Annotated in this window: 15 protein-coding genes, 1 tRNA gene and 2 pseudogenes; 8 read left to right on the top strand and 10 right to left on the bottom strand. The window is 31.7% G+C overall.

All coding sequences use genetic code 11. The annotated features are described in order from the left end of the window. The coding region (locus U472_RS17215) for a transposase (RefSeq protein WP_245684779.1) at window positions 1-333 on the top strand (333 nt) is incomplete at its 5' end. On the opposite strand, the gene U472_RS08675 is transcribed toward U472_RS17215, so the two are convergent. Then, window positions 330-770, bottom strand: coding sequence for a pyridoxamine 5'-phosphate oxidase family protein (locus U472_RS08675; protein WP_068717543.1), 441 nt, complete (start codon window positions 768-770; stop codon window positions 330-332). The genes U472_RS17215 and U472_RS08675 overlap by 4 nt on opposite strands. Window positions 771-1,032: 262 nt before the next feature. Here U472_RS08675 and U472_RS17025 point away from each other — a divergent pair, with 262 nt between their 5' ends. Beyond that, window positions 1,033-1,239, top strand: a complete 207-nt coding sequence (locus tag U472_RS17025) for a hypothetical protein (protein WP_068717541.1) — start codon at window positions 1,033-1,035, stop codon at window positions 1,237-1,239. Window positions 1,240-1,607: 368 nt separating this feature from the next. Beyond that, window positions 1,608-1,730, top strand: a complete 123-nt coding sequence (locus U472_RS17690; protein ID WP_083189833.1) for a tyrosine-type recombinase/integrase — start codon at window positions 1,608-1,610, stop codon at window positions 1,728-1,730. Between the two features lie 190 nt (window positions 1,731-1,920). Here the strand turns inward: U472_RS17690 and U472_RS08665 are convergent, their stop codons facing one another. Continuing rightward, window positions 1,921-2,106 (bottom strand): helix-turn-helix domain-containing protein, encoded by a 186-nt coding sequence (locus tag U472_RS08665; protein ID WP_068717539.1) that lies wholly within the window; start codon window positions 2,104-2,106, stop codon window positions 1,921-1,923. Between the two features lie 659 nt (window positions 2,107-2,765). Here U472_RS08665 and U472_RS08660 point away from each other — a divergent pair. The 3 genes and pseudogenes from U472_RS08660 to U472_RS17210 all read left to right on the top strand — a co-directional run. Continuing rightward, window positions 2,766-2,972: a hypothetical protein gene (locus U472_RS08660; RefSeq protein WP_068717537.1), complete on the top strand. Its 207-nt coding sequence runs from the start codon at window positions 2,766-2,768 to the stop codon at window positions 2,970-2,972. Window positions 2,973-3,048: 76 nt separating this feature from the next. Next, on the top strand, window positions 3,049-3,330 hold the full coding sequence (locus U472_RS08655; RefSeq protein ID WP_068717535.1) for a hypothetical protein: 282 nt from the start codon (window positions 3,049-3,051) through the stop codon (window positions 3,328-3,330). A 325-nt stretch (window positions 3,331-3,655) separates the two neighbouring features. Further along, window positions 3,656-3,826: pseudogene (locus tag U472_RS17210) on the top strand (tyrosine-type recombinase/integrase); the annotation flags it as partial. 93 nt (window positions 3,827-3,919) lie between these two features. Here the strand turns inward: U472_RS17210 and U472_RS08645 are convergent. The 4 genes from U472_RS08645 to map form a co-directional block, all read right to left on the bottom strand. Further along, window positions 3,920-3,996 (bottom strand) — tRNA-Pro (locus U472_RS08645). Window positions 3,997-4,106: 110 nt separating this feature from the next. Continuing rightward, the gene (locus U472_RS08640) at window positions 4,107-4,913 is read right to left on the bottom strand and encodes a family 1 encapsulin nanocompartment shell protein (protein WP_068717531.1); all 807 of its coding nucleotides are present in this window, start codon (window positions 4,911-4,913) and stop codon (window positions 4,107-4,109) included. 4 nt (window positions 4,914-4,917) lie between these two features. Beyond that, on the bottom strand, window positions 4,918-5,301 hold the full coding sequence (locus U472_RS08635) for an encapsulin-associated ferritin-like protein (RefSeq protein WP_068717529.1): 384 nt from the start codon (window positions 5,299-5,301) through the stop codon (window positions 4,918-4,920). A 454-nt stretch (window positions 5,302-5,755) separates the two neighbouring features. After that, a complete protein-coding gene (map, locus tag U472_RS08630) occupies window positions 5,756-6,502 on the bottom strand; it encodes a type I methionyl aminopeptidase (protein WP_068717527.1) in 747 nt (248 codons plus the stop codon). Window positions 6,503-6,896: 394 nt separating this feature from the next. Here map and U472_RS08625 point away from each other — a divergent pair, with 394 nt between their 5' ends. Continuing rightward, window positions 6,897-7,979 (top strand): MJ1255/VC2487 family glycosyltransferase, encoded by a 1,083-nt coding sequence (locus tag U472_RS08625; RefSeq protein ID WP_068717525.1) that lies wholly within the window; start codon window positions 6,897-6,899, stop codon window positions 7,977-7,979. Between the two features lie 84 nt (window positions 7,980-8,063). On the opposite strand, the gene U472_RS08620 is transcribed toward U472_RS08625, so the two are convergent. The 3 genes and pseudogenes from U472_RS08620 to U472_RS08610 all read right to left on the bottom strand — a co-directional run. After that, window positions 8,064-8,279 (bottom strand): hypothetical protein, encoded by a 216-nt coding sequence (locus U472_RS08620; protein ID WP_068717523.1) that lies wholly within the window; start codon window positions 8,277-8,279, stop codon window positions 8,064-8,066. 54 nt (window positions 8,280-8,333) lie between these two features. After that, the gene (locus U472_RS08615; RefSeq protein ID WP_281201106.1) at window positions 8,334-8,687 is read right to left on the bottom strand and encodes a HAMP domain-containing protein; all 354 of its coding nucleotides are present in this window, start codon (window positions 8,685-8,687) and stop codon (window positions 8,334-8,336) included. Window positions 8,688-8,751: 64 nt separating this feature from the next. Continuing rightward, window positions 8,752-9,120 (bottom strand): annotated as a pseudogene (locus U472_RS08610) (hypothetical protein); the annotation flags it as partial. Between the two features lie 549 nt (window positions 9,121-9,669). Here U472_RS08610 and U472_RS08605 point away from each other — a divergent pair. Next, window positions 9,670-10,245, top strand: a complete 576-nt coding sequence (locus U472_RS08605) for a 2'-5' RNA ligase family protein (RefSeq protein ID WP_068717518.1) — start codon at window positions 9,670-9,672, stop codon at window positions 10,243-10,245. 982 nt (window positions 10,246-11,227) lie between these two features. Here U472_RS08605 and aroA read toward each other — a convergent pair. Then, a complete protein-coding gene (gene aroA / locus U472_RS08600) occupies window positions 11,228-12,520 on the bottom strand; it encodes a 3-phosphoshikimate 1-carboxyvinyltransferase (protein ID WP_068717516.1) in 1,293 nt (430 codons plus the stop codon). Between the last annotated feature and the right edge of the window lie 4 nt (window positions 12,521-12,524).

Raw genomic sequence — 12,524 nt, 5'->3', positions numbered from 1 at the left:
ATCTATAAAAAAAGAAAAGAAACTGTTGAGCGAAGTTTTGCAGATGGAAAAAATCTGCATGGACTTCGCTATTGTCGTATGCGTGGAAAGAAAAATGTTGAAGAACAATGTTTGTTAACAGCATCAGTTCAAAACATGAAAAAGATCGCAAGCGTTCTTAAGCGTAGAGAAAAGAACTCTATTCTTCTAAAATCAGATAATAATATTAAATTTTTATTACTCTCTAAATCAATTTTAACTAAATTCAGCTATAGAAAAACCCCCACTAAAAAATTAGTGGGGGTTTTTCATCAATCTCAGCTACCGACTAAGTCGGTAGCTTTCACTCACTAAGCTTTCCAAACATTCTTCTCTCCATCTCCATCTACTGCATCTTTATAGACTGCTTTTTTAGCATTAATCTTGATAATATATCCACCTTCGTCACCCATATGCTCAAAAGGACAGTATTTTTCTGCTTGCTTATAAAGATCAGAACCCTCTTGACCTACCTCTGCTTGACCAAAGATTTGAACACCCTTGATAGTCTCATAATCTCCATAGAACTCTGTACTTACTAATAAGCAGACTTCTTTATTTTTTTCCAAATTCTTAAATTTAGAACCACCATTACTATGAATATAAATATCCAACCCTTCACCAAGAAAGTATTTAACTGGGCTTACCCTTGTTTCTATTCCAGAAGTAGCTAAAGCTCCAGTATCCTTCTTCTTTAAAAAGTTAATAATCGTTTTCTTTAATTCATTACCTGTGACAGTTGCTGTTGCCATATGTTTATGCTCCTCTCTTTACTTTATTTATTATTAGTATGGGGTATTCTTTAAAAAATATTATTTAATACAATAAGTTTATAAACTTATTGTCACTTTCAAATTTTCAAGTTGTAAAATAAAATATAAATGTAAATTATGGTATACTATTAAGTACTTATAGAAATTTATAACAACAATGGCTATATATGAGTTTAATCTATGAGCTTTAAATTCTATATAGTTTATTTTAAATTTAGAAAAATTAAAAGAGGAAAAGACTATGCCATATGCAGAAGTAGCAATAAGCAAACATCTTATGACTGAAGAGGAAAAATCCATTATTGCTGAGAAATTGACTAAAATCATTTTAGAGATTGAGGGTTTAAATGACAATCCAATCTCGAGGTCAATTGCATTATTAGATATTAAGGAGTTTGCAAATTTGTATGTTGGGGGGGAAAGAAGGGCAAGTATGATAAAATTGTAATAAAAATTTATGCATTTTCAAATGTAATTACCGAGGATATTAAGAAAAAATATTTTCAGATATTACTAATGCTTTCATTTCAGTTAGTGACAAAGTGAAATCACAAAATGGGAGAAATGTATGGTGTATCATAAATTCAATAGATCAATTGAACTTTAGTGTTGGAGGAATTCCTGTTAGTTTAGAAATAACAAGGAAGCTTGTTTCATCTTATGAGGAATAAATGAGATAATAATTAAGATGTTTATGTTATAAATTGAAGCTAAAAAAGTAATGCACCAACTCGAATATGAAGTAGAAAACGGTACATATATAGAACCTTCTAAGATGGCATTAACAGAACTTCTTAACAAATGGTATAAAGACTATTGGTCAATTTAGCAGAATCTACCCAAGAGTATTATGATATCATAATCAATACTCATATAATTTTCTTACTTGGCAAAGTTAAACTCTCAGATTTAAAGCCTGGCATATTCGCAGTTATTTAAGTGAAAAATTAAAATCTGGTCTCATGGATGGTAAAAAAAGGTGGCTTAAGTAAGAAACCAGTTAAAAGGCATTATAATGATTAAAGTTTATTTTTATTTCCCTCTAGGTGGTTCTTCGGATACAATCAAGAAAATACATAACGCTTTCAAAAAGTAAAACCTCCCTAAAAAATTCAGGAGAGTTTTATTATTAATTATTTCCATATTCTCTTTCCATTGCTGCTTTAGTTACTAGCCAGACCCTACCAGCTTTACGGACATCTACGCCATGTTTAAAAGATGCACCGCGATCAAAGTTCCTTCTTAGTGTACTAGTATCCTTACCGTACATTTCAGATGCTTCCGCTATAGTTAGAACTTCATCTAGAATATTCATAATAATTCCTCCTTTTTTGATTTTGTCCCACTTTTTTAAAGCAGAGCGGGAAACTGCTAGTTATTATTTAGATAGTTTATATGCTGCAAAAGTTAATATAATTGCAACTGCTGTAATAATTGCATTTACATCTCACATAGTTAATATAAAACTTTATCCCAACCTGTAAATGTGTATCCTGTTCTAGTGTTTACATCTCACATAGTTAATATAAAACCCCAATTTTGCCACACACTCTAACCCCTGATTCTATCTAGGTTTAGAGCAGATCAGCAAATTTAAAAAAACCTCGATTTTGCAGTAAACCTCCAGTAGTGCAATTGAGAAAGGTTATCAACCCTCTCTTAGCCCAGTAATTACAAGGCTTTACTCTACTTTTTTCAAAAAAGAGCTTCACTGCAAAACTTAAATTTATCTTATTTATTATTTATATCCTTTATATGTTATTTAATTTATTTTAACATAATATTATATGGTTATCAAAGAAGATTCCTTTATAAAATTTATATTTTTAATCTCTTTTATCTGTAATTTAAATTTATTTTTAGCACTCAATGACCTTCCCCCTATTTTTGAGACAGTAAGTTAAATTGAAATTTTTTATAATAGATTTAGAATGCACTCAACTTTAAATTATAAAAGTCTAGAAGAATACTAAAATGAGAGAAAAACCACTAAACTATATGTCTAATTTAATGGGGGAACCTCATTTTGATTACAGAGGCTATAAAACTTTAGGACTTGCAGGTCATTTTTTTAAACTAAATTATTCTAATATGGAACAAGTATTGTTTAAAGATATAGAAGACAGAATTAATGGTTACCATCAAGACAAAGATGACCCCCATAAAATAATTTTAGAATAACCTAAAAAGCGATAACAAGTTGATAACTCCACCCGAAATATATTATAATAAAAGATATAATAAGGAGGTCGACAAAATGGAAAATAAGGAATTATTACAAGCGATAAGAGGAATTATTAAAGAAGAAATTTCAGAGGTTAAAAAGGAAGTGGAGAATCTAACTGATAGAATTGATGGTATAAAGGAAAAGTTCGATAAACGCTTCGATGCTCTAGATAAACAGACAGAGTTAATCAGCATCAAAGTTGGTGAAGTTAATAAGAACATAGAAAAACTTGAAGGAGAAACTAAGACTTTAGAAGCAGTAACTAAAGAGAATCTTTATGATATTGCCAAGTTAAAATCCATTAAAAGCTAATGAAACCCCGTTTAGAGGTTTATTTTATATAAAAAGAAGTGATTATTCATGGAATCTATCAAAAAAGAGTCTATAAAAATGTCAAAGGGACTAAAACTGAAGCTAGCATCCGACCACTTGATGTAGATGAAGATGTAATTAAAATATTAAAGAGAAGAAAAATCTCCCAGAAAGAGAACAAATTAAGACTAGGCAGCAAATATAATAATGAACACGATTTAGTCTTTACTAAAGAGCATAGTTTCCTTTCCTACCAAGATATACAACTAGGACTTTTAATAAAGTTGCTAAAAAGGCTGAGTTAGCTCAATTTAGATTACATGATTTAAGGCATAATCATGCTACTTTGATGCTCAAAGCTGGAGTTCATCCAAAGATAGTCCAAGAAAGATTAGGGCATTCTTCCATCAGTCAAACTCTCGATACTTATTCTCATGTCACCCCTTCTATGCAAAAAGAAACAGTTCAAAAACTCGATAATATACTCGGAGAATAAATTTTTAAAATAATTATTGCGAAACAGTCAAAAAATAAAAAAGAGAAAGTTAATAAAAACTCTCTCAATCCTTGTTATATCAATGTTTGTAAGTGGTCGGGCTGACTGGATTTGAACCAGCGACCCCTACACCCCCAGCGTAGTGCGCTACCAAACTGCGCCACAGCCCGAAATAAACTTAATTTTACTAAATTATTATACCAGCTTATTAATTTTATGTCAAGAAAGAGAGCTTGAATTTAAACAACATCTAATTAAAAATCCAAACTCTCTTAAAATATTAATTTAATACTACTATAGCTTCAGGTGTATTTACTCTAAAGGTAAAGGATTCCATAAAAAAGAACTCTATTTCATCATTATCATGAGAATTATAACCAATAGAGATATCTTGTCCAACTATCAATTCAAAATCATCTCCACGGGTAGATAATAATAATCCTTTATCACCAAGTACTGGAGCAGGAATAACTCTTCCTTGAATCAACTCTTCTAACCTCTTCTTAGTAGGATATCCTTTGTCATCTATCTCATTTAAATTATATAACATTGAATATAGGGAGGGTGCTAATAGAAGAATATATGGTCCTTCTATATTCTCCATTACCAAGTTCTTAACCCCATTAGCTACTGCTGAAACTATCCCCTCTTCTTCACTAATGTTAATTATATCTTGAGAAGATGCATCTATTAGACCTTCTATACTAACTTCATCCATTCCATAAAAGATTGCTTCATCCTCTGCCCTAGCTAACTTCTCTGCTGCCTCAATTAAGGAGTCAGTATCTACATCTTCAGCACCACGTGATAAAGCTTCTATCTCCTCTAAACTCATTTTAAAAGGGACTTCAACCTCTACTAAAGGTAGTACATGCCTTTTATAATGTCTAATTCCCTCCAATTGTGAATCATCAAATAAGATTCTTCTACCTGTATTAACAGCAGCAAAATCTATTCCCTTTGGTCCAATAAAGCTTACTGCCTTACGCCCACTTAACTTCATATTCAATACTTCTTTAGCTTCTGACTCTATAAATCCCCAAGCTTCAGGAGGGATTGGAGCTAGTTTTTTTCTTAAATTACTCATCATTCTACCCCCTTTTATTTAATCCTTTTATTCCTAAGGAATGGTCTCCAGTAATACTCATCTTTGGACTATCTACAGGTCCATGGCTATGACCATGCTCTTGGTGATGCTCATCATCAGCATGGGTAATAGGTCCATCACTGAATAAAAATTCTTGAAAATACTGGTCAAAATTGGAATAATTACGACGCAACCATTCTAACGCCATAGCAGCATGCTCTATCTCTTCATCACGATTATGTTCTACTATAGCTCTAATCTGTGGATCACTTGTAGCTGCAGCCCTTTGATGATACCAATCGATTGCTTCTAACTCTTCAATTACTGTTTGAATCATTCTATGAAAATCTTTAACCTCTTCTGGTAAATTCTCTTCATGAAATGCCATTAATCTACCTCCTTTTGAAATCTTATATATGTACTCTCACCTATATAATTGCACTCTAATCTTAAAAATATACTTAACTTGTTGATTGTTTATGGGTTGGATTAATGAAATTTTGATATATAGTAGTGGTGACTAGTGAGTCTATTGCGACAATTTCAGACCTCACCCCCTAGCCCCCTCTTCTCATCTGATGAGAGGGGGAACTGCTTTCTCTTTTCTTCCTTCTCCTAAGAATAGGAGAGACTGATCTTGTACGAAGAGGAATTGATTTATATTCCTCATAGGGGTTAGGGTGAGGTGTGATTCTTAAAAGTGTCGCAATACCTATATTACCTATATATTGTATAAATATTTCTACTAACACCACCTCTGTTATTGAAGCAATCAATAATTAAATAGCAAAAAGGGTTTAGAGGAGCTCTTCTCTAAACCCTTTTTATCTAATCTATAATATTTATGGTAATGTTAAAATTCTTGGACCATCCTTAGTTATAGCAACAGTATGTTCAAAGTGTGCTGATAACTCCTTATCAGCAGTAATTACAGTCCAACCATCATCTAATATCTTAACTCTATGAGTTCCTACATTAATCATAGGCTCAATAGCTAAAACCATCCCTTCTCTCAACCTTGGTCCTCTACCTGCTGCCCCAAAGTTGGGCACTTGAGGATCTTCATGTAGATTTCTTCCAACCCCATGTCCCACAAACCTCCGTACCACTGAATAATCCTTTGCCTCAACATACTCTTGAATGGCATGAGAAATATCTGAGAGTCTATTTCCTTCTACAGCTTGCTCAATACCTTTATGTAACGACTCTTCAGTAACCTTCAATAGATTTTGAGCCTTATCAGAGATTTCACCAACAGCTAAAGTATAGGCAGAATCACCATAAAAGCCATCGATTAAAACTCCTAAATCTATTCCGATAATATCTCCTTCTTCCAAAACTCTCTCTCCAGGGAAACCATGAACAACCTCTTCATTAACTGCTACACATAAAGTACTAGGAAAACCTTGATATCCTTTAAAAGCAGGCTTTCCTCCTTTACTTAGAATAAACTCTTCTGCAATTCTATCTAATTCTCCAGTAGTAATTCCTGGAGCAACCTTTTCAGCTAAGAGCGCATGAGTTTGAGCAACTATGCTTCCTGCTTTTCTCATAATCTCTATTTCACGTTCTGACTTTCTAATAATCATTTTTATTTATCACCTCTATTTATTTAGTTCTAGTGCCAATATAAAACATCTATATTAACCCTTATTATTGACAATTATCAAAAAAATTTAACACCTCTAACTAATGATATTCTAAGGAAGATAATATCGTTAATATTTATTATACAACTTTGTATGAATAAATTCAAAAATTACTATAATTATTTCCTAAACTGAAAATTTAAAATTCTTTAATTAAATTTAACCTTTAGTTAATAAAATCTTAATTTTACTCTGCTAAAATATATAATAACATATTAAAGCAGATTATTTATTAAATAGATTGAGATAGTAACAAATGATAAATAATATCTTTTTCTGATTAATCCTGATTTGTTACTATTAATCAATAAGAATAAAGGAGAGACAACTTCTTATGAGAATTGCTTATTATATTCAAGGTGAAGGAAGTGGTCATGTCTTTAGGAGTCTACCTGTGATTAGACATCTACAACAGAGTCACCAAGTTAGATTGATTGCCAATAATAAAGCTTACAAAGTACTTACTAATCTAGGGTATCAAGTAGCTAAGATTAATGGAAGCAGTTTGGCTTATAATAATAATAAGATGAATTATATTAAAACATTAATTAATTTTTTAGAGAGTTCACCAGAGATTCTAAAGATGGTCTTTAGCAAAGAATTGAAGGATTTAGCAAAATTTAATCCTGATTTGATCATCAGTGACTTTGAACCTACTGGATTCTATCTAGGGAATTTTTTAAGAATACCTGTAATCGCAATCGATAATATCAATTTAATTACCCAATGTAAGAATTTTGAATATCCAATTAAGTATTTACTCCATTTTCTAATGGCAAAGTTGATTACTAAGACCTGGTCCCCTTCGGCCAACTACTATTATGTTCCATCATTTATCAAGCTAAAAACCAAGAAGAATGTTGAACTAATTGAGCCGATTATCAGAGAAGAAATTTTAAAATTAAGCCCTATAGATCAAGGGCATATCTTAGTCTATTTATCCTCTAAAACACCTCATCTCTTAGAATTATTAAAAAAATATCCCCAAAAAGAGTTCTATGTCTTTGGCTATGACCGAGAATATACAGAAGAGAACCTCCACTTTCGCAAATATGGTGATGGTTTTACTAAACTATTTGAAAGTGCCTCAGCAGTTATTGCCAATGGCGGCTTCTCCTTTATCTCAGAGGCTATCTATTTGAAAAAACCAATCTATTCCATACCAATAGCCAAACATTTTGAACAGTTATTAAATGCTTTAAATCTAGAGAAGATGGGTTATGGTAACTGGTCTAGGAAGGCTAATGAGAGCGATTTAATTAAGTTTATCAATAACTTGGATTATTATCGTAAAAATTTAGGGGAATTTCAAAGAAGGGATAACTCTTCCTTTTGGCAGAGTCTAGATAATAAACTATTAGAATTAAAACAGCAAAAGGAGAGATTTTCTTACTTCCCTCAACTTTATAAGCGATAATTTAACTTAACTATATTAATATTCAACAATAAGAAATCTGCTATTAATAGCAGATTTCTTATTAGTTAATCTCTCTTCAACAGATTAAAATTTCTCAAAATCTTCTTCATTCAAATCCCTTATCTCCTCTAAATCATAGCGAGTATCTTCAAAGTTAATTTTCCCTTTAGGCTCTTCTTTCTTCTCTACATCTTGATACTCTCCCATCTTTCTATCTAGCTTGAACCTCTTAACAATATTGGTCATATCCTCAGCTTCATTACTTAAAGACTCGCTAAAACTAGCAATCTCTTCAACCATTAAAGCATTATCTTAAGTCACATGATTTAATTCCTCAACCGCCCTTGTATCTGATTAACTGCTAAGCTCTGCAATCTCAGTTGATAAATTGTTGACATTGACTGCATTTTGTTTGACTCCATAAATCACATCCCTTAAGGAATCTATGGCTTGATTTAGGTTTCTAGCCATCTCTTCTAATTCCTTTCCTACTTTGACATTTACCTTCTCTGTAAAGTCCCCATTGGCTACCTTTGAGAGTATTTTTTCAAACTGATTAATGATAAAGTTTAGTGAATCAATAGCTTTATTAAGATTATTAGCCATACTTCCTAATTGATTGTTTGCCTCTATCTCAACCTCATAGCTAAAATCCCCTTCAGCCACCTTTGCTAAAACTACCCTAATAGCATTAATTGGGTTAATAATAGCTTTGGTTAATATTATACAGCTATCCCCAAAATAATTGCTAAGGCTATAATAGCTAAATTAATCAGATTTTAGAGATTCTTTGGTACATCTCTTCATTTTGAGTTCTATATAAATTCCTTAATTTATCCTCAACATCTTTCCCTGCCTTAACAACTTCCCTCTCTAATACTGATCTATCACCATTACTTTTAGTATGATTAATAAAAGCATTATTATAACTGTTAACAGCTTCAATAATTTCATTTACCTTATTATGATCTTCTTCCTTTAGCTTCTCTAATATATTCTGAGTATCTTTAATAATATCTTCAGCAATTGATTCAACCTCTAAGATATACTTCTGATCCCCAGATAAGATATAGTTCTTTTTAGAAGTTCTAGCATCTAGAATACTTTTAATCATTCTATTGCTCTCGTTAGCAAGCTCTACTTTAGCAACTACAGAACTTAATCAACTATAACCTAAGTACCCAACTGAGATTGCTAAAAGAATCATCAAAGCAAAAGCAACTAATAATTTATTTTTTATCTTAAAATTTCTAAAACCATCTTTAACTATTTGGCCACTCCCCTTATCCCAATTTTTCTTATATTTAAAGCCTGTAAAACCGATAGTTAAAAACTTTATAAACTAAGAGCTTGGTTATAATAGATTAATCTTATTAGATAATTTGGGAAAATCATTATACTTAGCCTATCTTTTATATGTAATTAATTTAGTTATAACTTGCATTTATCTTACTATAAAGAGAATTGTTCATAATCAAATTTAATAGATATAAAATCTTGATAAATTATTATTATCTTCTCTGCTTAATTGATATTAGTAACCTAAAATTAATATGACCACTCTAATACTCAAAGCTGATTTGCTATATCCCCTATTGTATAGTAAAATATAAATAGTATTTATCTACCATGATAAAAATTTATGGTCCAATTATATTTAAATTAAGAAGTACCTTTGGAGGAGATTTCAGTGGTTAAAGCAGCAGATTTAAAAGAAGAGTTATTCATTGTATTAATTCCTAAAAAGAGTGATCTGGTAAAAGCATTAAATATACAAGAAGCTATTTCCAAACATTATGATTTATACAATGAGGATGATTATCCTGAATTGCATATAACTTTAAATAGAATAAATAAAAAATATATTAAAGAAGCTAAGGAGATTATAGAGGAAGTAGTTCAAGATTATCGAAAAAGTTCTATTGAGCTTGAAATAAATAATCTTGAATGCTTCTGTCTTAGCGAAAAATTTCTTGTATTAAAGGTAGATAAGACAGATTCCCTAATTAGCCTTAGCACTCAACTCCATCAGAAATTGGCTAATAAGAATTTATCAACTATCAGTAATTATGAAGAGTGGTCCTTCCATATGAGTCTAATCAGTAATATCTTTGCTAAAAACCCAATCCCTGACCAAGACTTTAAGAAAATCTGCTCTATTTTAGATGGGATTCCACAGAAGATATCTACCATAGGTGAGCGTATAGAGGTTTGGAGACCTACCTTAGATAAGGAGAAGAAAGTAATTGCTAGCTTTAAATTATAAATACCCTCCTTATAAATAGAAATCAATCTCTCGATATTACTTCTAACTACATCCATTCCTACCCCTCTACCAGAGGTTTCAGTTACAACTTGGGCTGTAGAGAAACCTGGAGCAAAGATTAATTGATAAATATCTTCATTCTTTAGCTTATCTTCTTTATTTACTATCCCATTATCTATAGCCTTTCTTAATATCTTATCTTTATCTAAACTAGAACTATCATCTGAAACCTTAATGATAATACTTCCTTTAAAAATTTATTTAATTGGGGTTAATTTTAATTCATCAAAGAAATCATTCTATATTTTTAATTTAATGTTATATCACTGATTTAATCTATTAAATTTACTAATAGGACGTTCGTCCAATTTAAATTTTAAGTTATAAATAGCATGTATAGTATGTTTAATCTTATTGATTATTTTCAACAATGCAACGTTAGTGAGTTTGGTATATCTTCAAATTCTTCTAAAATATTATCTTTTTTCAATATATCACCCCATCTTATATAGACAACATTATTTACTTAATTATTTCGGCTATTATTAAAGTTTTCTTCTCTTTTCTTTAAAATTTTAAAAAACTTGAGATTTATGCTAGAAATTGTATTTATTTTTTAATGGTATTGCTCCTTCTTGATAAGCAAATTAAGATAATAAGCAGATACAAAAATACTATTAACTATTTTTTACTTGCTAATTAAGTGTCTTGATATGGGGATATTGCGACAGTTTTAACCTCACCCCCTAACCCCCTCTTCTTAACTAATGAGAGGGGGAAGATACTATATTTTCTTTTATTCCCTCTCTTAAGAATAGGAGAGACCTGCTTTGTATGAAGGATTAGGGTGAGGTGTGAATTCTAAAAGTGTCGCAATCTCTATCTATTGTATCACTTCCCTTGATTTCATAAGATAACAATAATACAAAAAACAAAAATAAGAGAAGGCAGTTTAAACTGCCTTCTCTTATAAAAATTTAAATTATTTTGATAAACTATCTAATAACTTTTTAAAGTTAGGAAAAGAGATATTGATACATTCAGCACCTTCTACCTCTACTGCATCTTCAGCTATCAACCCTGCTACTGCCATAGACATAGCAATCCGATGGTCATGATAGCTCTGACAAGTGACTCCACCTGCTATTTTCTGCTTACCTACAATTTCCATTCCATCTTCCCTCTCTTTAACCTCTACACCCAATCTAGTCAATTCTTTAACCATAGCATCAATTCTATCGGTCTCTTTAACTCTTAATTCTTCAGCATCTTTAATAATAGTTTTGCCCTCTGCTTGGCTAGCTGCTACCGCCAAGATTGGAATCTCATCTATTAAAAGTGGAATTAAATCACCATCAATCACTGTTCCTTTTAATTGACTACTCTTCACTTTAATATCTGCTATCGGCTCTCCATTGACCTCACGTTGATTTAACAACTCAAAGTTACCATTCATCTTTCTTAAAGCTTCAATTACACCATCTCTAGTAGGATTTAATCCAACATTCTCTATAATTATCTCTGAACCTTCAGTAATCATTGCTGCTACTATCAAAAAGGCTGCAGAAGATATATCACCAGGGACTACTACCTTCTTACCGATTAATCTAGGATTACCCTTTACTTTAACTTTCAGACCATCAACCTCAATATCAGCTCCAAAATACTCTAACATCCGCTCAGTATGGTCTCTAGATTTAGCAGGCTCTCTAACTTCAGTTATTCCTTCTCCATATAATCCAGCCAATAAAATAGCTGACTTAACTTGAGCACTAGCCACAGGGGAATCATAGGAGATACTATCTAATTTACCTTGACCAACCACTGTAATCGGTAAGAGATTTGTATTATCACGGCCATAGAACTCTCCACCCATAGTGCTTAAAGGTTTAGTTACCCTAGCCATTGGTCTACTTCTTAAAGAATCATCACCAGTAGCTACAGAGTAAAATTCTTGTCCTGCCAATATACCTAACATCAAACGAGTAGTAGTTCCAGAATTACCAAAGTCCAATAAATCCTTTGGCTCTTTTAACCCTCTTAATCCTACACCATATACTACCATCTGGTCAGTACCAACACCTTCAATCTTAACCCCCATATCTTGAAAGGCTTTAACTGTACTTAAACAATCCTCTCCTGTTAGAAACCCCTCAATCTCTGTCTTACCTTCAGCTAAAGCCCCTAACATCACAGAACGGTGGGAGATAGATTTATCTCCTGGAACTTTTATTCTACCCTGTAAACTATCTTTAGCTTCTACTCTTAATCTCATCTCT

Source organism: Orenia metallireducens (genome assembly GCF_001693735.1).
Classification (GTDB): Bacteria; Bacillota; Halanaerobiia; order Halobacteroidales; family Halobacteroidaceae; genus Orenia; species Orenia metallireducens.
Note: the sequence above shows the minus strand (reverse complement) of the source record. Positions and strands in the feature narration are given on the sequence as shown.

What these genes read in the sequence shown, in the direction of transcription:
- U472_RS08620 (WP_068717523.1), bottom strand. Translation starts at nt 8,279, where the DNA reads ATGGTTGAAGAGATTGCTAGTTTTAGCGAGTCTTTAAGTAATGAAGCT.
- U472_RS08640 (WP_068717531.1), bottom strand. Translation starts at nt 4,913, where the DNA reads ATGAGTAATTTAAGAAAAAAACTAGCTCCAATCCCTCCTGAAGCTTGG.
- U472_RS08655 (WP_068717535.1), top strand. Translation starts at nt 3,049, where the DNA reads ATGGAAAATAAGGAATTATTACAAGCGATAAGAGGAATTATTAAAGAA.
- U472_RS08635 (WP_068717529.1), bottom strand. Translation starts at nt 5,301, where the DNA reads ATGGCATTTCATGAAGAGAATTTACCAGAAGAGGTTAAAGATTTTCAT.
- U472_RS08675 (WP_068717543.1), bottom strand. Translation starts at nt 770, where the DNA reads ATGGCAACAGCAACTGTCACAGGTAATGAATTAAAGAAAACGATTATT.
- U472_RS17025 (WP_068717541.1), top strand. Translation starts at nt 1,033, where the DNA reads ATGCCATATGCAGAAGTAGCAATAAGCAAACATCTTATGACTGAAGAG.
- U472_RS08665 (WP_068717539.1), bottom strand. Translation starts at nt 2,106, where the DNA reads ATGAATATTCTAGATGAAGTTCTAACTATAGCGGAAGCATCTGAAATG.
- U472_RS08625 (WP_068717525.1), top strand. Translation starts at nt 6,897, where the DNA reads ATGAGAATTGCTTATTATATTCAAGGTGAAGGAAGTGGTCATGTCTTT.
- aroA (WP_068717516.1), bottom strand. Translation starts at nt 12,520, where the DNA reads ATGAGATTAAGAGTAGAAGCTAAAGATAGTTTACAGGGTAGAATAAAA.
- map (WP_068717527.1), bottom strand. Translation starts at nt 6,502, where the DNA reads ATGATTATTAGAAAGTCAGAACGTGAAATAGAGATTATGAGAAAAGCA.
- U472_RS08660 (WP_068717537.1), top strand. Translation starts at nt 2,766, where the DNA reads ATGAGAGAAAAACCACTAAACTATATGTCTAATTTAATGGGGGAACCT.